Origin of the sequence: Bradyrhizobium sp. (assembly GCF_016219575.1) — a bacterium.
In the GTDB taxonomy this organism is placed as follows: domain Bacteria; phylum Pseudomonadota; class Alphaproteobacteria; order Rhizobiales; family Xanthobacteraceae; genus Bradyrhizobium.
In genome coordinates this window covers 1-19,979 of sequence record NZ_JACRMG010000017.1, presented here as the reverse complement: position 1 = coordinate 19,979, position 19,979 = coordinate 1, and the positions used below count along the sequence as shown (strand labels likewise).

Sequence of the window (19,979 nt, the reverse complement as noted above, 5' to 3'; positions counted from 1 at the left end):
CACTTCGCCAACGAACTGTTCGAGTACCTGGTCTACTACAACAACCACAGGCCCCATCAGGCCCTCGCAGGACAAACCCCGAAGGCCTTCGCCGAAACCAAGACCACCGCGATCCAATCAGCGAATTAGTGAACATCGACAATTGCGAGGAGCGTAGCGACGAAGCAATCCATGCTTTCCCGAGCGGGACCGTGGATTGCTTCGCTTCGCTCGCAATGACGCGGTGAGACCGGAGCGTCTGAAGCCGTCCCGTATTGATACGATCGGAAATTTCTCTTCATCACTTTCGTTGACCGGATATTTACCAGTCTCGTCGAGCTCGCATTTACCAGCATTCTCGATGCGTGTTCCGGAAAAGCCGAGATTGCTTGCCTGTATCAGCAGCGCCACGCCGATTAACTCCCCGGCAACCTAAATTCGCTACCAACAATTTTGGTCGAATTGCACGGATGTACTGCGATCGGCTGCGTACCGAGTAGCGTTGCGTGAGCGTACCATGTTTGGGTTGCGTACCCGGCCGAAGGACGTGCGTATTGCGTCCTTCGTGCTCGGTCTTTGCATCTTCGCATTGATGCCGACGGAAGTCGGCTATCAGGACATTGGCTCGCTGCTGGCCCGCCAGTCGGGCGCCGCCGAGCGCTGGCAGAAGCGCGTCTCTTCCGCCGCAGCCAATGTGCAGCTCGCCACCTACAGCTTCGGCCGACCGATCGGTACTTCGCAGCCGCGGCTGCCGAGCTATCATCTCGCCAGCCTCGATGCACGCGACATCACCGGCACGATCACCCGCAGCAATCCGCTGGTCGTGCCTCCGCCGCGCTACCAGGCAGGCGATTTCCCCAAGGTCGATCGCACCCTGAAAGGCGACCGCCTCGCCATTCGCCCGCCGGCGCCCGCCGACGCCGTGCAGCCGGCTGACGCAAAGCCCGAAGATCCCGCGACCTCCAACTCCTCCGTGCCGGGCGCGAAAACCGCGGGCTTGCCGCCGAAGGCCGAGCAGGCGCCGCTCGATCCCGAACTGCAGGAAGCGCTCAACGCTCCGCCGCTGAAGCAATTCGATCTGTCGCTGTCGCTGGAAACCCGGCCGGCCGAGGCGCCCAAGCGCTCCGGCGGGGTGCCCGCCGCGCTCGAAGCCGAACCGCGCGACGGCTTTTCGGTGAAGACCTCGACGCTGTTCTTCGGCTCCTCACTCGGCAGCCCCGGCAGCATCGAGCGCTGGCAGCCTGGCGAAGAGCCGACCGTCGTGATGCCGGGCGCGGTCGCCGATCCCGACATGAAGGTCATGGCTTCCCTGCCGGTCGATGCCGACGCCCCGGTGCGTATCGGCGAGGGCATCAGCTTCGCGCCCAAGGGCGAGGTCAATGCCGACAATCAGCGCGCCAAGACGCCGGCGGAGCGGCTCGGCCTGCTCGACGAGAAGTCGCGCGCCAAGTCGGAAAAATGTCTCGCCGAGGCGGTGTACTTCGAAGCCCGCGGCGAGGCCGTGCGCGGCCAGATCGCGGTCGCACAGGTCATCCTCAACCGCGCCTTCTCCGGCAAGTATCCCGACACTGTGTGCGGCGTGGTCTACCAGAACAAGCACCGCCATCTCGCCTGCCAGTTCACCTTCGCCTGCGACGGGCACCCCGATGTGATCCGTGAGCCCGACATGTGGGATCGCGCGCAGAAGATCTCCAAGGCGATGCTCGACGGCCAGCTGTGGTTGCCCGAAGTCGACCGCTCCACGCACTACCACGCCTACTGGGTGCGTCCATCCTGGGTCAGCGAGATGAAGCGAAACTGGAAGTACGGCGTCCACACCTTCTACCGGCCGCGCAAATGGGGTGACGGCAGCGATGCGCCGAGTTGGGCCAATCCGACGGAAACCGCGGCGATCTCGGCGAAGCTCGCCGGGGAAGCCAAGAGCGAAGCCGAATTGAAGGGCCGCGAAGGTATCCGCTGACCCGGGTTCGCATCCAGCACCGCAACATCAAGCGTCAATGTCGATCGCAACGTCGAAGTTCGCAGCCGAGTGCGTAAGCGCGCCGGACGAGATGTAGTCGACGCCGGTTTGCGCGATGGCAGCGATCGAGTTCAGCGTGACGCCGCCGGAAGCTTCCAGCACGACGCGGCCGCTTGCGATCTCGACGGCCTGTTGCAGCATCGCAATGTCCATGTTGTCGAGCATCACCACGTCGGCAAGTCCGGTATCGAGGACGTCGCGGAGCTGATCGAGGGTGTCGACCTCGATCTCGATCTTGACGAGGTGCCCGGCATGGCCGCGCGCGCGTTGCAGCACTGCGCGCACGCCGCCGGCAACGGCAATGTGATTGTCCTTGATCAGGATGGCGTCATCGAGCCCAAAGCGGTGATTGAAGCCGCCGCCGCAGCGCACGGCGTATTTTTCCAGCGCCCGCAGGCCCGGCGTGGTCTTGCGGGTGCAGCAGATGCGCGCCTTGCTGCCCTCCGTGCGCTTGACATAGTCGGCCGTCAGCGTGGCGACGCCGGAGAGCCGGCCGACAAAGTTCAATGCCGTGCGTTCGCCCGACAGCACCGCGCGCGCCGGACCGGAGATCGTCAGGAGCTTTTGCCCGGCGGCAACCTCGCTGCCGTCGCGCGCATGTGCGTCGATGCGGATGGCCGGCGCAAGCCTTTGCAGCGTTGCCACCGCCAGCGGCAAGCCGGCGATCCGGCCGGCCTGCCGCGCGATCATGACGGCGCTGGCGGTTGTCGCTTCCGGAATGGTTGCGATCGAGGTGACGTCGCCGGCACGGCCGAGGTCCTCGTCGAGCGCGCGCGTGACCGCCTCATCGATTGCGAGCGGCGAGAGGAAGGCGTCGGGGTGGAGCAGGGAGGAGGGCATGGTCATGGCATCCGCTCAAACGGTTTCTGGTTCGACGGCACGCGCCGGTGCGCCATCGGCAAGCGCCGCCGCAACCTCGCGCGCGCGGGCGAGCGTGGTCATGGTGCGTCGGGCGAGGGCGGGGAGGTCGGACGGATGATCGGACCGGCAATGCGCGCCACGGCTTTCGCCGCGCGACCATGCGGCCGTCGCGACCAATAGCGCTGTCGTCGCCATGTTGCGCAGCGCGATGCTGCCGGTGTTGCGTTCGATATCGGCAAACAGCCGGATCGCCTCGGCCAGATGTTTCTCGTCCCTGACCACGCCGACATGAGAGGTCATCATGTGGCGCAGGGTGGATTCGACGAGCCGCGGCATCGCCTGGTTCTCTCCTGCGATGACGATGGAAGGCCGCCGCGTCAGCCGCGGAATGTCATGCCCGCCGATGTCTTCCGCGATCCTCGCGGCAAAGACTACGGCCTCCAGCAGCGAGTTGGAGGCGAGGCGGTTGGCGCCATGCGCGCCGGTCGAGGACACCTCGCCGCCGGCCCACAGGCATCCCAGCGAGCTGCGTCCGTTCTCGTCCACCGCGATGCCGCCCATGTGGTAGTGCGCGGCAGGCGCAACGGGAATCGGCTGCGTGGCGGGATCGATGCCGGCGTTGATGCAGCTGGCATGCACCGTCGGGAATTTTCCGGCGAAGCGCGTGCCGAGCGCCTTGCGCGCGTCGAGGAACGCGCCGCGGCCGGCCGCGATCTCGGCAAACACGCCGCGTGCCACGATGTCGCGCGGCGCAAGCTCCGCCAGCGGGTGAAGTCCTGCCATGAAGCGCTCGCCGGCCTCGTTGACGAGGACTGCGCCCTCGCCGCGCAATGCTTCGGTGGCGAGCGGAGCGGGATCGCGCCCCGCCATGATCCCAGTCGGGTGGAACTGGACGAATTCGGGATCGGCGATGACGGCGCCCGCGCGTGCAGCGATCGCGAGCCCAAGACCGCTGGCTTCGGCCGGATTGGTCGTGACCGCATAGAGATGGCCGATGCCGCCTGTCGCAAGCACGATCGCACGCGACGCAATGACGACGGGAGAGGCGAGCGGGTCGTTGGCCCTGCGAATCTGCAATCCGGTGACAGCGCCATTCTCGGTCAGCAGGTTTTCCGCAACGAAGCCCTCGATGACGCGGATCGACGGCGTCTTTCGCACGGCTTCGGTCAGCGCGGCGATGATCGCGGCGCCCGCCATGTCGCCGCGCACATGCACGATGCGCCGCGCGGAGTGCGCCGCCTCGCGGCCTACCGCGAGTCTGCCTTCGAGGTCGCGGTCGAACGGCACGCCATAGCGCAGCAGATCGTCGATCCCTGCGGAAGCTTCGCGCGCCAGCCGCAGCGCGACGCGCTCGTCCACGAGGCCGGCGCCGGCTGCGATCGTGTCGGCCGCATGCGCTTCCGGACTGTCGCCCTCGGCCACCGCCGCAGCGATGCCGCCTTGCGCCCAGGCGCTCGATGCGCCCTCGCCCAGCGGGGCCGCCGAAATCACGGTGACCGGGCGCGGCGCCAGTTTCAGCGCGCAGAACAATCCGGCAAGGCCGCCGCCGACAATGACCACGTCGCCGGCGAGGAGATCGGTGCTATCCATGTTCGCCTCCACTCAATTCCTGAGATTGATCATCCGCTCCACCGAGCGCCGGGCTCTTGCCGCTATCGCAGGGTCTACCGTGACCTCCTCGCGCAGCGACAGCAGGCTCTCCAGGATCTTCGGCAGCGTGATGCGCTTCATGTGTGGGCAGAGATTGCAGGGCTGCACCATCTCGACATCGGGCAACTCGGCGCGAAGGTTGTCCGCCATCGAGCATTCCGTGATCATCACCAGCCGCTTCGGGTGCCTGTCGCGCACCCACTTGATCATGTGCGCGGTCGAGCCGGTGAAATCGGCTTCCGCCAGAACGTCCGGCGGACATTCGGGATGCGCGATGATCTGCACGGACGGATCGGCCTCGCGATAGGCGCGCAGCTCGTCGCCGGTGAAACGCTCATGTACCTCGCAGGCGCCCTTCCAGGCGATGATCTTCACGCTGGTCTTCGAGGCGACGTAGCGCGCCAGATATTGATCCGGCAGAAAGATCACGGTTGGCGCGCCGAGGCTCTCCACTACCTCGACCGCGTTGGACGAGGTGCAGCAGATATCGACCTCCGCCTTCACGTCGGCCGAGGTGTTGACGTAGGCAACCACGGGTACGCCGGGGAAACGCTGGCGCAGCAGCCGCACGTCGGCGCCGGTGATACTTGATGCGAGCGAACAGCCGGCACGCGAATCCGGGATCAGCACCGTCTTTTCCGGATTGAGGATCTTCGATGTCTCGGCCATGAAGTGAACGCCGCATTGCACGATGGTGCCGGCCTTCACTCGGCTGGCCTCGATCGCAAGCTGCAGCGAATCGCCGACGATGTCGGCGACGCAATGGAAGATCTCCGGCGTCTGGTAATTGTGGGCGAGGATGACCGCGTCGCGCTCGCGCTTCAGCTCGTTGATCGCCTTCACAAGCGGCGCCATCAGCGGCCACTCTACCGGCGAGATCACATGCTTGACCCGCGCATAAAGATGCGCGGTGTTGCGTTCGACTTCCGGCGTCCATTCCAGCGAAGGTGTCGGCAGCGTGCCCATGCGCTGTGGCGGGTCGATCTCCGGCCGTACGGGCGCGGCTGGCCGCTGCGTGGCGGTTCCGAGGTCTTCGGGAGCGTACAGTCCGATGATGGGCACGGAGGCCTCCTTCTCATATATACTCAAAGTGAGCATATATGACGTTTGAGAAATCCGGCCTCAAGACGGCCGGTGCTCCTATTATACTCAGTTAGAGTAGATCAAATGTATCACGCATGCGGCTGCGACGCCAGACGCCTCCCCCAACAAATCGGCGTGTCCGGCCGCGCCAAATTGCATCGCTGCTCTGCACGGCGCTTTTTGGATATCGCGCCTCTGGGATTTTCATGCGGATGCATTAACTCCCCGCAATGTATCCGGTCGCCTCGGCACGAGTCGGCCGCAAGAGCAGGGGAACTGTCCATGTCCACCACCGCAGGCGACTTCCGTCCGGCCAGCACCGCCGTCAACTGGCGGACGCCGCTGGTCATCATCATCTGCGGCTGCATCATCGGCCTCCTCAGCTTCGGACCGCGCTCCAGCCTCGGCTTCTTCGTGCAGCCGATGAGCCGCGAATTCGCCTGGGGCCGCGACGTCTTCGGTCTCGCGCTGGCCCTGCAGAACCTGCTTTGGGGTCTCGGCCAGCCGATCGCCGGTGCGATTGGCGATCGCTTCGGCGTGTTCCGCGTGATGGCGGTGGGTGCGCTGCTGTATGCCGGCGGCCTGCTGCTGATGCGTTATTCCTCGACGCCACTGTCGCTCGACATCGGTGCCGGCGTGCTGATCGGTTTTGGGCTCTCCGGCTGCTCGTTCAACCTCGTGCTGTCGGCGTTCAGCAAGCTGCTGCCGGCGGAAAAGCGAGGCGTCGCGCTCGGCGCGGGCACGGCGGCGGGATCGTTCGGCCAGTTCCTGTTCGCGCCGTTCGGCGTGGCCTTGATCGACAATTTCGGCTGGCAGTCGGCGCTTACGGTATTCGCTGCGCTGATGCTGCTGATCGTCCCGCTCTCGATTGCGCTTGCAACGCCGCCCGCTGCGGCAAGCAACACAACATCCGCCGACAATCAATCGTTCAAGACCGCGCTCGCCGAAGCCTTCGGTCACCGCTCCTACGTGCTGCTGGTGCTCGGCTTCTTCACCTGCGGCTTCCAGCTTGCCTTCATCACCGTGCATCTGCCGGCCTATCTGGTCGACCGCGGCATCCCCACCCAGACCGGCGGCTGGGTGCTGGCTGCCATCGGCCTCTTCAACATCATCGGCTCGCTCAGCGTCGGCTGGCTGCAGAACTACGTTCCCAAGCGCTACATCCTGTCATCGATCTACCTGACCCGGGCGGTCGCGATGTTCGTCTTCATCTCGTTCCCGATCACGACCTTCTCTGCGATCGCGTTCGGTGCGATCTGCGGATTGACCTGGCTCTCCACCGTGCCGCCGACTTCGGCGCTGGTCGCGCTGATGTTCGGCACGCGCTGGTTCGCCACCCTCTATGGCTTCGCCTTCGTCAGCCATCAGGTCGGCGGCTTCCTCGGCGTCTGGCTCGGCGGTATCGTGTTTGAGCAGACCGGCTCCTACACGTGGATCTGGTGGCTCTCCATCCTGTTCGGCGTGCTCTCCGCGCTGATCAACCTGCCGATCGTGGAGAAGCCGGTGGCCAGACCGGTTGCGCAACCCGCCTGATCCGCTAAACACACCCCTGACACCACTTCGTCATGCCCGGGCTTGACCCGGGCATCCACGTCTTTGTCGCGCGAAGAAGATCGTGGATGGCCGGGACAAGCCCGGCCATGACCAAAAAGCAAGTCGGGGAGAGTTACCGTGGGAACGTTCAAGGCCATCCGGATCGACAAGGCGGAAAAAGGTACCACCGCCACGCTTGCGCAGTTCGACGAAGCCGAGCTGATGGAGGGCGATGTCACCGTCCGCGTCGAATGGTCGACGCTCAACTACAAGGACGGCCTTGCGCTGACCGGCAAGGCGCCGGTGGTGCGGCGCTTCCCGATGATCGCGGGCATCGATTTCGCAGGCACCGTAGAGCAATCCTCGCATCCGAACTGGAAGGCCGGCGACAAGGTCGTGTGCAACGGCTGGGGCATGGGCGAGACCCATCTCGGCGCCTATGCCGAAAAGGCCCGCGTCAAGGGTGACTGGCTGGTGCGCCTGCCCGACGGCATGTCGGCGCGCGATGCCATGGCGATCGGCACCGCCGGCTATACCGCCATGCTTTCCGTGCTCGCGCTGGAGAAGCACGGGCTGACACCGAAGAGCGGTCCCGTCGTGGTGACGGGCGCGGCCGGCGGCGTCGGCTCGGTTGCAATCGCCGTGCTGTCGAAGCTCGGCTACCACGTCATCGCCTCGACCGGCCGCGTGTCGGAAACCGGCTATCTGAAGGGCCTCGGCGCTGCAGAGGTGACCGACCGCAACGAGCTTGCCGGCCCCGCCAAGCCGCTGGCGAAGGAGCGCTGGGCCGGTGGCGTCGACAGCGTCGGCTCGACCACGCTCGCCAATCTGCTCTCGATGACGAAGTATGGCGGCGCCATCGCGGCCTGCGGGCTTGCCGCCGGCATGGACCTGCCGTCCTCGGTCGCACCTTTCATTTTGCGCGGGGTGTGCCTTCTCGGCATCGATTCCGTGATGTGTCCGATCGAGCAGCGCAGGGTCGCCTGGAGTCGCTTGGCCACAGACTTGGATCGGGCGAAACTATCTGAAATAACTCAGGAAATTGCTCTTGCCGATGTTGTCGCCCAAGGCGCAAGAATCCTCGCCGGACAGGTCCGCGGCAGAATCGTGGTAAAAATAGTCTAACGTTATTCAGACTTTACCAACCAACCTGCTTCAATCTCGCCACGGTTGGTATGGTAAGCAGCGGGTAAAGAGAATTCCGCCCCGCCGCTCTGGTGAAGTTGGAGTTTGGAAATGCTTGCGCGTTTGGTGTTGGGAGCTGTCACGGCCGGTGCGATGGTTGCACCTGCACTCGCCGGGATGATGACGGCAGATGAAGCGCGCAGGTTCGTCGCCGGCAAGGTCTTCGCATTCACCTGCGTCGATGGCACCCGCGGCGCCGGCCGCGTGCTCGACGATATGGGCGCCGCCGGCTCGGTGCAGTTCAACGGCGCCGGCCCGATCCGTCACCTGCGCCTGCCCGGCAACACGTTGCAGATCCGCGGCCAGAGCGTCTGCGCCTCGATCAAGGGCCTTCCGTTCGAGCCCTGCTTCAATCTCGACAAGAAGGACGAGCGCAGTTTCCGCGGCTCGGTGTCCGGCATGGGCTTCGCCTACTGCGATTTCCGCCATCGGGGCGGCCATCAAATGCTGATGGCCCGCTCGGTGGCGCGGCCGCGCTCGCTGCACGCGAGCGAAACCCGCTCGGCCGACGCCTCGCGCGCGGAAGTTTCCGCCCGCGTCGCGACGCCGGCGGTGGAGAGCGCCAAGCTCGAGCCGGTGAGGAGCGAAGCGAGGCCGGAAGCCGCCAAGGCAGAGTCCGCGCCCGAGCTGCGCAGCTCGACCGATTGATCCGGGTCCCGGTTGCCGGGACTGTCCTGCACCCCATTATCGTAGTTGTACGGACCGGCGTCTTCATGCGTTGGTAGCAGTTGCCGCGGCAGTTTGAACCGGGCCTCGCAGGGGCCGTGAGCCATGAGCGCACCATGCCGCAGTATTTCTTCCGCATCAGCCACGGCCGCTATGCCGGCGCATCCGATCAGGCCATGGAATTCGAGAGCCACGAGGCGGCGTGGGGCGAGATGCGCCGCATCTGCGCCGATCTTCTCGGCGGCGTCGCGCGCAACCTGAAGCAGGATGGCGAGTGGCGACTGGAATTGCTCGATGCCGCGAGCAAGCCGGTGTTCAGGGTGCGCCTGGTGGCCGAAACCTTTGGTCTGGCCGAGCCGTGAAGTGCGGCCTCGCTGCCGGGCATCGGCCGCCGCCGATGCAGGTAATCGTGACGCGCCTCGCAACAGCAATCGTTAACGCGAATGCCCGATCTCAGCGTGCATGACATCTGCGTGACACGCAAAAGGTGTTTGTTTTCAGCCATTTCCGGCAAATCTCACCGTAAATCTACCTAGCGGCCGTTAATACTAACGTTGAGTCTGCCGCGTACCATCCTCAGGAAGCGCCGGCATAAGGCGCAGGATGAGACCGCGCGAAATCTCCTCGCTCGCTCTCCGCAATGCTCTTGCCCGACCCTCATCGAGGAGAGGTCGGTGAGTTTTCTTGGATTTGTCGGAGCGCGCCGGCCAAGTTCAGACCAGGCACGTCCGAACGGCTCATAGGGGTTGGGAAATGCCTGCGATCAATGCGTCCGCGCAAGCCGGAACCGTCTGGAGTATTCGCAATCTCCTTGTCACGGCGGTCGCGCTGCTGGCTCTCTTCGGGATCGGCCTCTCGGGATATGTCTTGCGCAATGCGAGCCTGGAGCGCGCGACGGCTTCCGACGCGGCTTCCGTCAACGAAATCGGCGACATGCTGCTGGAAAGCGCCGGCCAGTGGGCGCGCGAGCGCGGTGCGACCAATCTCGCGCTCAACGCTGCCGACGCGGCAACCGACGCCCAGAAGGCGGGGATCGCCAACTTCCGCAAGGCCGGCGACCAGCCGTTCGAGCAGGCGCTAGCCCGCATGAGCGTCAGGCAGTTCGCCAACAAGGACCAGCTCATCGCCGGCGCCAAGCGCGCCCATGAGCAGCTTGCCGCCCTTCGAGCTCGCGCCGATGCCGAGATGGCCAAGCCGGCCGGCTCGCGCGAGAAAACCGTTGTGTCGCAGTGGGCTCCGACCATCACGGCGCTGATCGTGGCAAGCCAGAATCTTCGCGTCGCCGCGGCGATGGAGGAGGACGACATCCAGTCGCGCTTGTCGAGCCTGCAAAATCTCAAGCACTTCGTCTGGATCATGAGCGAATATCTCGGCCGCGAGCGTGCCGCAGTGGCGGCGCTGGTGGCGGCCGGCAAGCCGATGAGTTCGCAGGAAATCAGCAACCTGGCCGCATTCCGCGGCCGGCTGGAGGTCGCCTGGGACTACGTGCAGGCCTATGCCGCGAAATCGTCGGCGCCGCCGAGCGTGGTGGCGGGCGCCGCGCGCGTGCGCGAGAACGTGTTCCAGCGGTTCGAGGAGACCCGCAAGGGCGTTTATGCCGCGGGGCTCGGCGGCGGCAGCTATCCCGTCAATTCTGCCGAATGGTTCGGCCAGGCGACCAAGGCGATCGATGACGTGATCGCGCTCAGCGCGATCGGAAGCCAGGAAGCGGCCAAGCTGGCTGACACTGCCCAGCGCAGCAGCCTGAATACCCTGCTGGTGAACGGCGTCCTGATGGCCTTCTCGATTCTTCTTGCGGCCGGGGCGCTCTGGATCGTCTTCAATCGTATCGTCCGGTCCATAAGCCAGATGACGGGAGCCATGAGCGAGATCGCGGCCGGGAACACCTCGCTCGTCGTGCCCTGTGTCGATCGCCGCGACGAAATGGGCGCCATGGCGCGCGCATTGCTGGTCTTCAAGGAGAACGCGGAAAAGGTCCATGCCATGCAGGCCGAGCGTGAAGCGCTCGAGCAGGCTGCGCGCGCCGAGAAGGCCGCGGCCATGAACCGGCTTGCGGATGACTTCCAGGCCCGGGTCGGCGAGATCGTCGAGACGGTGTCCTCGGCTTCGACCGAGCTCGAAGCCTCCGCGAAAACACTCACCGCCACGGCCGACCGGGCGCAGCAGCTGACCACGACGGTGGCTGCCGCCTCCGAGCAGGCCTCGGCCAACGTGCAGTCGGTGGCCTCGGCGACGGAGGAACTGACCTCGTCGGTGAACGAGATCAGCCGCCAGGTGCAGGAATCCGCACGGATGGCCGGCGATGCCGTCGGCCAGGCGCGCACCACCAACGATCGCGTCGCCGAATTGTCGAAGGCGGCAGGCCGCATCGGCGACGTGGTGGAGCTGATCAACACCATTGCGGGCCAGACCAACCTGCTCGCGCTGAACGCCACCATCGAGGCGGCGCGGGCGGGCGAGGCGGGCCGCGGCTTTGCCGTGGTCGCTTCCGAAGTGAAGGCGCTGGCCGAGCAGACCGCGAAGGCCACGGGCGAGATCAGCCAGCAGATCTCGGGCATCCAGGCCGCGACGCAGGAGTCCGTCGGCGCGATCAGGGAGATCAGTGGCACCATCGAGCGCCTCTCGGAAATCTCCTCGACGATCGCGGCTGCCGTGGAACAGCAGGGCGCTGCGACGCAGGAGATCTCCCGCAACGTGCAGCAGGCCGCGCAGGGCACCCAGCAGGTTTCCGCCAACATCGGCGACGTCCAGCGCGGCGCGGGCGAAACCGGATCGGCTTCCTCCCAGGTGCTGTCGGCGGCGCAGATGCTGTCCGGCGACAGCAACCGCCTGAAGGTCGAGGTGGAGAACTTCCTCAACTCGGTTCGCGCGGCCTGATCCCTCAGGCCGCCGCTGGCGGGGCCGGCGGCTGGGCAGCCGTCGGCGTGGTCTTGCGGAACAGGATACGCTGGTAGAGCCAGCCGATCGCCACCAGCACGATGCCAAGGCCCATGAAGGAAAGCGCCCGGTACACGCCCGTCAGTGCCGACATGTCGATCAGGAACGCCTTCCCGATGGTCAGCGCGATCACAGCGGCGGAGGCCAGCCGCGCGCGTTGCGAATTGAAGACGACGCCCGCCCCCAGCAGCGCCACGCCGAACACGAGCCAGGCGATCGAATAGGTGTATTGCTCGGCGGCCGTCGTGGGCCCTGTCGAGAGAATCGGGCCGTGATAGATCCGGCGGATTTCCAGCGTCACATAGGCGAGCGCTAGGATCAGCGCAGCGCCGGCGAGGGTGTTGGCATATTGCGACGGCCGATGGCCGGCTACAGCATAGGACAACAGCAGCGCCAGCACCGCAGGCAGGGCGTAGCCGAGCAGCACCAGGTTGAAGACCAGGCCGCCGACGTCGATGCGCCAGAGCAGCGGATTGTCCAGCATGAACAGGCCGAGGACTGTGGCGGCGCCCGCAAACAGCGTCAGCGCCACCGCGCCGTAATTGTGCACGATGCTGCCCGAGCGCAATTGCAGCCGCTCCAGTCCGATCGCCATCGCGAGCGCGACGCACACCTGCAGCGCGACCTCGGTGAGCCCGGCCGTCTCCCGATAGACATCGCCATTGTTGACGAAGTGACGGATTTCCATGAAGGCGAGCAGCACCGTGAACAGGATCGCGGCGGCTTCCACCGCGCGCAGCGGCGCGTCGTCGCCGTTGCGGCGCAGGAAATAGCTGCCGCCCCAGAAGCAGAGTGCCGGCACGCCGTAGCCCCACAGCAGCCAGTTGAAGATCGGCGTGGTGCCGACGGCGGAGCCGACGATGCGCGGCTCGTAGCCGATCCGCAGCACGACGATGCCGGCGAGGATGGCCGCCAGGGTGCGCAGGAAGGGGATCGGCCGCTGCAGCGAGATCCAGGCGGTGCCGAGCGACATCAGCGCGAGCGAAATGGTGAGCCAGCCCTTTTCCAGCGCAAAGGTCAGCGCCAGCGCCAGCGCGGCGAGTGTGGCGGTGGCAAACAGCGCGATCGCTGCCTGCAAGCCCGGCCGGTCCTCACGCTTGCTGAGGATTTCGGTCGCCGCGGCGAATGCGGCGGCAAGGATGACGGCGAGGATCGCGAACGGAATCGAACGGTCGAGATGCGCAATCCGTGCGTAGAGCGCGACCAGCAGCGCCAGCGGCGTGAACACGGCGGCCGCCGACCAGACGATCGGGATGGACGGATTGTTGGAGCGGCCTTGGGCGAGGAAGCCGGTAATGCCGAAGCCTGCGGCGAAGATCGCCGCCGTGACGAGATGCAGCGAGACCGAACCGTCGGTAGCCGCCGGTCCGATGCCGGGCAGCGGACCGCCGGGCACCACCAGCATGTCGGGATTGGCGCGTATCGCCCATTCCGCAAACACGACGAACACGAAGCCGGCGGCACCGACGACCGCGGCGGTGGCGGCTTCGGCGCGCCAGGCGACGAACAAGGTGCCGGCGACCAGCAGGCCGAACGCGATCATCGCGGGATCGGCATGCTGTCCCGTCAGCACGATCAGGGTTGCGCCGAACAGATAGGCCGCAAGCGAGCCCGACGAGATCGGCTCGACCTGTCCTGCGTCGGCGGCCGGGCCGAACATGAAGCCGCAAACGACGAGCAGGGCGGCGAGAACGAATCCGGCGATGACGTGGAACACATGCGGGCCGACCAGTGACGGGCCGAGGCCGGGGAACGTCCACAGCACCGCGAAGGCGATGGTGGCGACCGCCAGCCAGCGCCACAGCCGTATGCGGGCGAGACCGAACGATGCGGCGGTGACGATCGCAAGATAAATGTAGAGCGCCCAGTAATCCGGCTTGCCGGACGATACCAAGACCGGGGTGACGAACGCGCCGACGACGCCGAGGCCGGCCAGCGCGGGTCCGTGCAGCAGGGCCGCGGCCAGCGTTCCGAGCGCGACCAGCCCGAGCAGCACGAAGGCGGTGGCGGGCACGAGGAAGCCATAGAGTGCGTAGGCCGCATAGACGGTGGCAAAGGCGACCGCGGTCCCTGCCGCGGTGAGGATCGCCGGAATGTTCGCAATCGGCAGCGCCGCGATTTGCGAGATGCTCTCCTTGCGGCGGGTCCATTCGCCGGCGGCGAGCAGCGCAAGCGCAAACAGGCCGCCGAGGATGGTGCGCACGCCGGGGCCGAGCAGGCCGGCCTCGATGGAGTAGCGCACCATGAAGAAGCCGCCGAGCGCCAGTGTCAATCCGCCGAGCCAGACCACCCAGCGCGTGCCGATGCGCTCCTCGAAGCCGGGCTGGGCTTCGGGCACGGGTGGCGGTGCGATTGCCGGCCCGGGCGCCTGCGCTGCAGCTTGCGGCACGGGCTCCGGCGCAATCGGCGGCGCGGCCTCCGTCGTGGCGGACACCGTCTCGGCTGCGGCGGACGCAGCCTGCGGCGGCTCCCGTTGCGGCAGCGGCGGCGGCATGGCGGCCGGCGCCGCCATCGTCCGTCCGGCCTCCAGCGCCTCGATGCGCCGGCGTAGCTCGGATATCTGGTTGAAAGACCTGATCGCGACGATCAGGGCGACGACCGCGACGACAAACGGAAAGAAGAGTTCAAGCATCGATGCTCCCCGGCGATCGGCCCGAACCGGGCTTGCCGCGTCAAGATTGTCAGCGCCGTGCGCGCACGCCAAGGCCCGGCGCGGGGCGTTCCTGCAGCACCTCGCGGCGGAAGCGGAACAGCGCGGCCGGCCGGCCGCCGGTTTGTGTCGACATCACCCCGGTTGGTTCGACCAGTGCAGTATTTTCCACCAGGCGGCGGAAATTCTGCTTGTGCAGGTGCCGGCCGGAGATGGCTTCGACCGTGCGCTGCAATTCAGTGAGTGTGAACTCGTTGGGCAAAAGTTCAAACACTACCGGGCGGTATTTCAGTTTTGCGCGCAGTCTTGCGATGGCGGTGGCTAGGATGCGGCGGTGGTCGAAGCGCATGGGCTCGCCGAGCTTCGGCAGCGCCTTGCGCGACAATGCCGCGGCGCGGCCGTCGCGCCGCGCTTCCTCGACCAGCCCGGCCTCGTAGAGCAACTCGTAGCGGTCGAGCACGCGCTCCTCGTCCCATTGCGAGCCGTCGCAGCCGAAGAACAGTCTTACGCGGTCCTTGCGGGAGAGGGCGCGGGCGGCTTCCCCCTCGGCCGGCTGTATCGCCCAGCGGGTGAGTTCAGGCAAAATGTCGCGCTCGATCATGGCAGGCTTCTCGGTGCGCCAGTCCTCCCAGGGGAAGTAGCGATACCACGGCTCGAAATACGCTCCGGGGGCGCGCTGGGCGTTATCCACTGCGCGGGTCAGTGCGAGATAGCCGATGGAGGCGACATGGACATCGGTGTCGCCGGGCGCCGCATGCCGGCCGCGGTCGCCGAAGGTGTAGAGCTGCTCGACATAACCGAGACGAAGCCCGGCCTGCTCCTGCACCCAGGCGCGCAGTCCGATCTCGAACGTGCGATGCCTGACCGCATCGAACGGACCGAACGGAAGGCCGGCGAGGTCGCCCGGATCGTTGCCCGAGGCGACCAGGATCATCGGCTCATTGCCTTCGATCGCGACGATCGCCGCGGTCAGACCAATCTCGATCGGCGTCAGAAGCTTGTCGCTCATCCGGCAGCCGGTTCTTCCCTCAGTCGAGATCGATGCGGAAGGGCCGACCCTCGGCCATCATGCTGCCGGGACCCATCTCGTCGAGCGCCCGCAGCATCCGCCCGTCGCGCCCCAGCAGCTTGTCGGCGAGCCCCACGATCAGCCTGTTGGGAGAGGCGATCGCCGACGCCGCGCGGATCTGGCGGGCGATCGCGATCTCGTCCTTTTGCGGATTGAGCAGGCAGGCCGCGGCAAAGGCACTGGCGGTAGAGCGGCTGATGCCGGCATAGCAATGCACCACCATGGGCGCGCTGCGGTCCCAGCCGCGCACGAAGGCCAGCACCCTTTCGACATGCGCTTCGCTCGGCGCCGTGAACCCGTCCATGTGCTCGGTGATGTCGTCCATCGATACCTTCAGATGATGGGCAGGGAGCACCGACACCGGGCGCTGCACCTGCTCGACATTGGCCATCACGGTGAGCACGTGGCTTGCGCCGGTGGCACGCACGGTGTCGGGAAGGGCGGCGAGCGAACAGACGTGAAGCATGGCGTTCCCTGAAGTTTTGCCGAATTATAGGGCCCGCCGCGGGGCCGAGAAAGCAGGCTGAGGCCGTATGTTCACCGGTGAAGCCGGGCAAATCGCGCCAGGAACTGCTTTTCGGCCTTGGCCGCGGTCCATGGCGTCAGATATTCGCGCTCGGTCGTCTCGGGCAGGCCGGGATCGCGGCCGAACAGGCGCCGCGCTTCTGCTTCCGAAAATCCAGCCAGCCATGTCGCCTCCAGATAGGCCGCGCCGCGGTCGGCGGCCTTGATGGCCTGCTTGATCTCGTCGGCCAGCACCGCCGGCAGGCCGAATCGGATGTGGATCGCGGACAGCAACCGGCGCTCCACCACCTTGTAGTCGCCGCCGATCACCGCCTTGAACGGCGAGATCATGTCGCCGATGACGTATTCCGGCGCGTCGTGCAGCAGCGCCGCCAGGCGAACGCGCGAATCGACCCGCGGCATCTGTTCGCGCATCACGCATTCGACCAGCAGCGTGTGCTGCGCCACCGAGAAGATATGCGCGCCTGAGGTCTGGCCGTTCCAGCGTGCGACCCGCGCCAGCCCATGCGCGATGTCGGCGATCTCGATGTCGAGCGGCGAGGGATCGAGCAGGTCGAGCCGGCGGCCCGACAGCATCCGCTGCCAGGCGCGGTCCTGTATTGCCGATCGCTTCTTCATTTCACCTTGAATCGCGGGGTGCGCGGCTTGCGGCCGCAATCCTCGTGACAGAAGCAGGTGACGAGATGGTCGTTGACCATGCCGGTCGCCTGCATGAAGGCGTAGACGATGGTGGGGCCGACGAACTTGAAACCGCGCGAGGAAAGCTCCTTGGAGACCTTCACCGACACCGGCGTCGAGGCCGGCACGCTCGCGGTGGTCTTGAAGGCGTTGACCTTCGGCCTGCCGTCGACGAAATCCCACAGCAGCTTCGAGAAGCCCGGGCCTTTCTCCATGATGTCGAGATACGACTTTGCGCTGGCGATCGCGCCTTCGATCTTGGCGCGGTTGCGCACGATGCCGGCGTCGTTCATCAGCGCGTGAACCTTCCTGGCATCGTAGCGGGCGATTTTCGCGGGCTGGAAATCGTCAAAGGCGCGCCGGAAATTGTCCCGCTTGCGCAGGATAGTGATCCACGACAGGCCGGCCTGGAATCCGTCGAGGATCAGCTTTTCGTAGAGCGCGCGGTCGTCATATTCGGGCACGCCCCATTCATTGTCGTGATAGGCGACGTAGAACGGGTCTTCGCCCGGCCAGGGACAGCGCATCTTGCCGTCGGGATGCAGGCGTGCGGAACGGCTCATGCGACGGTCTGCTTCGGTGGGGGACGCAGTTCGTCCGGCTCGGCAATGCGGATCGGAAGGCCGCCAGCGGTGAGTTTCATGCCGGCTTCGAGCGCGTCGGAGACGCGGTCGGTGCGGATCAGCGCGAGGCCGTGCTTACCCGCGGTCGAGCCCATGGTGCCGACCGGCTTGTCGCCGGCGAGGATCGGCTGGCCCGGCTCGGGCGAGAAATCGTCGAGGATGATCTTCACCGTGCGCGTGCGCGCGGTGCCGCGATGCTGCATCCGCGACACGACTTCCTGGCCGACATAGCAGCCCTTGTCGAAATCGATGCCGTTGAGGCGGTCCATGTTGGTCTCGTGCGGAAAGGCGTCGCTGTACATGAAGTCGAGCCCTCCGCGCGGCGCGCCCGCGGCGATGCGGTGCGCCTCGTAGGCGTCGGCATCGACGAGCCCGGCGCCGATGACGTCGGCCACTTTCTGCTTCAGCTCTTCCGGGATCAGGATGCGCCAGCCGAGCGCGGCATGGCGCGGATCGGCAAAGGCAAGCTCCGGCTTCATCGCGGGCTCGCCCCCCCATGCCGCCAGCACGCCCATGCTCTCCGACAGGTTTTCCACCGCGACCTTGGCGCGCAGCTTGTAGAATTTGAGCTTGTCGGCGAGGCCCTGCGCCAGGGCGCGCGACACGTCGAGCAGGAAGCCGCCGCCATGACCGGCGGGAGCCTCGGTGATGAGGAAATCCACGACAATCTTGCCTTGCGGCGTCAGGAGCGCGCCGAAGCGCCCAAGGCCCGGGCGCACCAGTGCGACATCGGTCGTGACCAGGCCGTTGAGAAAATTGCGCGCATCCTCGCCGCTCACCTTGACGACGCCGCGATCAGGCAAAAACGCTGCTTTCATACAAGAATCTCTTGTGACATGTTGCTGCGGAACGTAAGCCGCCGGGGCATTGACGACAAGGCCTGCGGGGCCTTGGAACGGCCTCATCCTGAGGAGCGGGCGCAGCCCGCGTCTCGAAGGATGGCAGCAGGCACCGAGTGCATCCCATCCTTCGAGACGCCGCTGCGCGGCTCCTCAGGATGAGGAGATAGAATACGAGGACCGATGAATCAGCGTTTTGACACCATTCTAAAATCCGGCACCGTGGTCAATCAGGATGGCGAGGGCGTCCGCGATATCGGCCTCCGCGAGGGGCGCATCGCCGCGATCGGCGGGCTCAACACGGATTCCGCCGCCGAGGTGATCGATTGCAGGGGGCTGCATATCCTGCCGGGCGTGATGGACACGCAGGTGCATTTCCGCGAGCCCGGGCTGATCCACAAGGAAGATCTCGAGACCGGCTCGCGCAGCGCCGTGATGGGCGGCGTCACCGCCGTGTTCGAGATGCCGAACACCAATCCGCTGACGGTCACCGAGGAGGCGTTCACCGCCAAGATCGAGGCCGGCCGGCATCGCATGCATTGCGATTTCGCCTTCTTCATCGGCGGCACCCGCGAGAACGTCAACCATCTGCCGGAGCTGGAGCGCGCCGAGGGCTGTGCGGGCGTCAAGGTGTTCATCGGCTCTTCCACCGGCTCGCTGCTGGTCGAGGACGACGAGAGCCTGCGCCGGATTTTCCGGGTGATCCGCCGCCGCGCCGCCTTCCATGCCGAGGACGAATACCGCCTCAACGACCGCAAGGGGCATCGCATCGAGGGCGACCCGCGGTCGCATCCGGTCTGGCGCGACGAGACCGCGGCGCTGATGGCGACGCAGCGGCTGGTCAATCTCGCGCGCGAGACGGGAAAACGTATCCACGTGCTGCACATTTCGACCAAGCAGGAGATCGAGTATCTGCGCGACCACAAGGACGTCGCGACCTGCGAGGCGACGCCGCATCATCTCACCATGGCGGCACCCGAATGCTACGAGCGGCTCGGCACGCTGGCGCAGATGAACCCGCCGGTGCGTTCGGCCGATCACCGCGAGGGTATCTGGATGGGCATCGAGCAGGGCATCATCGACGTGCTCGGGTCCGACCACGCGCCGCATACGCTGGAAGAAAAGCAGAAGACCTATCCGGCCTCGCCGTCGGGCATGACCGGCGTGCAGACGCTGGTGCCGTTGATGCTCGATCACGTCAATGCCGGGCGGCTGTCGCTGGCGCGCTTCGTCGACCTCACCAGCGCCGGTCCCGCGCGGCTGTTCAACATCGCCTGCAAGGGCCGCATCGCGGCGGGCTATGACGCCGACCTCACCGTGGTCGACATGAAGCGCAGCGAGACCATCACCAACCAGTGGATCGCCTCGAAGGCCGGCTGGACGCCGTATGACGGCGTGCGCGTTACCGGCTGGCCGGTCGGCACCTTCGTGCGCGGCAGGCGCGTGATGTGGCAGGGCGAGGTGGTGACGCCGTCGCAAGGCGAGCCGGTACGGTTCCTGGAGACGTTGAAGCCGTGACGGCCGCGCCTCTTGCGCTGCCGTCGTCCCGGCACAGGCCGGGAGGTGGATTCACACTCGAAGTGCAACACTTGGGCAAAGGACTCGGCTGGGGTCCTGAAGTCAAGGCACTTGCGCGGGGTGTTGTTGTAGGCGGCGACGAGCTTGCGGAACCGTGCTGTTG

Annotated in this window: 17 protein-coding genes; 8 read left to right on the top strand and 9 right to left on the bottom strand. The window is 66.1% G+C overall.

Annotation, left to right across the window (positions count from 1 at the left end):
* Positions 1-15 precede the first annotated feature (15 nt).
* A complete protein-coding gene (locus HZB49_RS30060) occupies positions 16-129 on the top strand; it encodes a hypothetical protein (protein ID WP_365858028.1) in 114 nt (37 codons plus the stop codon).
* A 367-nt stretch (positions 130-496) separates the two neighbouring features.
* Positions 497-1,939 carry a cell wall hydrolase gene (locus tag HZB49_RS15485; protein ID WP_291612830.1) on the top strand — a complete coding sequence of 481 codons (1,443 nt, stop codon included), beginning with the start codon at positions 497-499 and terminating at the stop codon, positions 1,937-1,939.
* A gap of 27 nt (positions 1,940-1,966) precedes the next feature.
* Here HZB49_RS15485 and nadC read toward each other — a convergent pair whose 3' ends face one another.
* Genes nadC through nadA form a run of 3 tightly spaced genes read right to left on the bottom strand, consistent with a single transcriptional unit; the run spans position 1,967 to position 5,572 of the window.
* Positions 1,967-2,845, bottom strand: coding sequence for a carboxylating nicotinate-nucleotide diphosphorylase (gene nadC, locus HZB49_RS15480; RefSeq protein ID WP_291612828.1), 879 nt, complete (start codon positions 2,843-2,845; stop codon positions 1,967-1,969).
* Between the two features lie 9 nt (positions 2,846-2,854).
* Complete coding sequence (locus tag HZB49_RS15475) at positions 2,855-4,450, bottom strand: L-aspartate oxidase (RefSeq protein WP_291612826.1); 1,596 nt, start codon at positions 4,448-4,450, stop codon at positions 2,855-2,857.
* Between the two features lie 12 nt (positions 4,451-4,462).
* Complete coding sequence (gene nadA, locus HZB49_RS15470; RefSeq protein WP_291612824.1) at positions 4,463-5,572, bottom strand: quinolinate synthase NadA; 1,110 nt, start codon at positions 5,570-5,572, stop codon at positions 4,463-4,465.
* A gap of 303 nt (positions 5,573-5,875) precedes the next feature.
* Between nadA and HZB49_RS15465 the strand changes: the two genes are divergently transcribed.
* The 5 genes from HZB49_RS15465 to HZB49_RS15445 all read left to right on the top strand — a co-directional run bounded on the left by HZB49_RS15465 (position 5,876) and on the right by HZB49_RS15445 (position 11,854).
* Complete coding sequence (locus HZB49_RS15465; RefSeq protein ID WP_291612822.1) at positions 5,876-7,126, top strand: MFS transporter; 1,251 nt, start codon at positions 5,876-5,878, stop codon at positions 7,124-7,126.
* 138 nt (positions 7,127-7,264) lie between these two features.
* Complete coding sequence (locus HZB49_RS15460; RefSeq protein WP_291612821.1) at positions 7,265-8,251, top strand: MDR family oxidoreductase; 987 nt, start codon at positions 7,265-7,267, stop codon at positions 8,249-8,251.
* 111 nt (positions 8,252-8,362) lie between these two features.
* Positions 8,363-8,959 (top strand): hypothetical protein, encoded by a 597-nt coding sequence (locus tag HZB49_RS15455; protein WP_291612818.1) that lies wholly within the window; start codon positions 8,363-8,365, stop codon positions 8,957-8,959.
* Between the two features lie 134 nt (positions 8,960-9,093).
* A complete protein-coding gene (locus HZB49_RS15450; protein WP_291612832.1) occupies positions 9,094-9,339 on the top strand; it encodes a hypothetical protein in 246 nt (81 codons plus the stop codon).
* Positions 9,340-9,730: 391 nt separating this feature from the next.
* Positions 9,731-11,854 (top strand): methyl-accepting chemotaxis protein, encoded by a 2,124-nt coding sequence (locus HZB49_RS15445; RefSeq protein ID WP_291612817.1) that lies wholly within the window; start codon positions 9,731-9,733, stop codon positions 11,852-11,854.
* 4 nt (positions 11,855-11,858) lie between these two features.
* Here the strand turns inward: HZB49_RS15445 and HZB49_RS15440 are convergent, their stop codons facing one another.
* From HZB49_RS15440 to HZB49_RS15415, 6 genes are all read right to left on the bottom strand, one after another.
* A complete protein-coding gene (locus tag HZB49_RS15440) occupies positions 11,859-14,546 on the bottom strand; it encodes a DUF2339 domain-containing protein (RefSeq protein WP_291612816.1) in 2,688 nt (895 codons plus the stop codon).
* A 49-nt stretch (positions 14,547-14,595) separates the two neighbouring features.
* Positions 14,596-15,573 (bottom strand): NAD regulator, encoded by a 978-nt coding sequence (locus HZB49_RS15435; RefSeq protein WP_291612814.1) that lies wholly within the window; start codon positions 15,571-15,573, stop codon positions 14,596-14,598.
* A 19-nt stretch (positions 15,574-15,592) separates the two neighbouring features.
* Complete coding sequence (locus tag HZB49_RS15430) at positions 15,593-16,099, bottom strand: protein-tyrosine phosphatase family protein (RefSeq protein ID WP_291612812.1); 507 nt, start codon at positions 16,097-16,099, stop codon at positions 15,593-15,595.
* 71 nt (positions 16,100-16,170) lie between these two features.
* Entirely contained in the window at positions 16,171-16,776 is a 606-nt protein-coding gene (locus HZB49_RS15425) for an HD family hydrolase (RefSeq protein WP_291612810.1), read from the bottom strand.
* Complete coding sequence (locus HZB49_RS15420; protein WP_291612808.1) at positions 16,773-17,399, bottom strand: DNA-3-methyladenine glycosylase I; 627 nt, start codon at positions 17,397-17,399, stop codon at positions 16,773-16,775. The genes HZB49_RS15425 and HZB49_RS15420 overlap by 4 nt, the downstream gene beginning before the upstream one ends.
* Positions 17,396-18,277: a folate-binding protein gene (locus HZB49_RS15415; protein WP_291612806.1), complete on the bottom strand. Its 882-nt coding sequence runs from the start codon at positions 18,275-18,277 to the stop codon at positions 17,396-17,398. Before HZB49_RS15415 ends, HZB49_RS15420 begins: the two co-directional genes overlap by 4 nt.
* A 204-nt stretch (positions 18,278-18,481) precedes the next feature.
* Here HZB49_RS15415 and HZB49_RS15410 point away from each other — a divergent pair, with 204 nt between their 5' ends.
* The gene (locus HZB49_RS15410) at positions 18,482-19,816 is read left to right on the top strand and encodes a dihydroorotase (RefSeq protein ID WP_291612804.1); all 1,335 of its coding nucleotides are present in this window, start codon (positions 18,482-18,484) and stop codon (positions 19,814-19,816) included.
* The last annotated feature ends 163 nt before the right edge of the window (positions 19,817-19,979 follow it).

Bases quoted from the DNA above. Each gene is read 5' to 3' on its own strand.
- HZB49_RS15485 (WP_291612830.1), top strand. From the start codon at position 497: ATGTTTGGGTTGCGTACCCGGCCGAAGGACGTGCGTATTGCGTCCTTC.
- nadC (WP_291612828.1), bottom strand. From the start codon at position 2,845: ATGACCATGCCCTCCTCCCTGCTCCACCCCGACGCCTTCCTCTCGCCG.
- HZB49_RS15475 (WP_291612826.1), bottom strand. From the start codon at position 4,450: ATGGATAGCACCGATCTCCTCGCCGGCGACGTGGTCATTGTCGGCGGC.
- HZB49_RS15465 (WP_291612822.1), top strand. From the start codon at position 5,876: ATGTCCACCACCGCAGGCGACTTCCGTCCGGCCAGCACCGCCGTCAAC.
- HZB49_RS15455 (WP_291612818.1), top strand. From the start codon at position 8,363: ATGCTTGCGCGTTTGGTGTTGGGAGCTGTCACGGCCGGTGCGATGGTT.
- HZB49_RS15450 (WP_291612832.1), top strand. From the start codon at position 9,094: ATGCCGCAGTATTTCTTCCGCATCAGCCACGGCCGCTATGCCGGCGCA.
- HZB49_RS15445 (WP_291612817.1), top strand. From the start codon at position 9,731: ATGCCTGCGATCAATGCGTCCGCGCAAGCCGGAACCGTCTGGAGTATT.
- HZB49_RS15440 (WP_291612816.1), bottom strand. From the start codon at position 14,546: ATGCTTGAACTCTTCTTTCCGTTTGTCGTCGCGGTCGTCGCCCTGATC.
- HZB49_RS15435 (WP_291612814.1), bottom strand. From the start codon at position 15,573: ATGAGCGACAAGCTTCTGACGCCGATCGAGATTGGTCTGACCGCGGCG.
- HZB49_RS15430 (WP_291612812.1), bottom strand. From the start codon at position 16,099: ATGCTTCACGTCTGTTCGCTCGCCGCCCTTCCCGACACCGTGCGTGCC.
- HZB49_RS15425 (WP_291612810.1), bottom strand. From the start codon at position 16,776: ATGAAGAAGCGATCGGCAATACAGGACCGCGCCTGGCAGCGGATGCTG.
- HZB49_RS15420 (WP_291612808.1), bottom strand. From the start codon at position 17,399: ATGAGCCGTTCCGCACGCCTGCATCCCGACGGCAAGATGCGCTGTCCC.
- HZB49_RS15415 (WP_291612806.1), bottom strand. From the start codon at position 18,277: ATGAAAGCAGCGTTTTTGCCTGATCGCGGCGTCGTCAAGGTGAGCGGC.
- HZB49_RS15410 (WP_291612804.1), top strand. From the start codon at position 18,482: ATGAATCAGCGTTTTGACACCATTCTAAAATCCGGCACCGTGGTCAAT.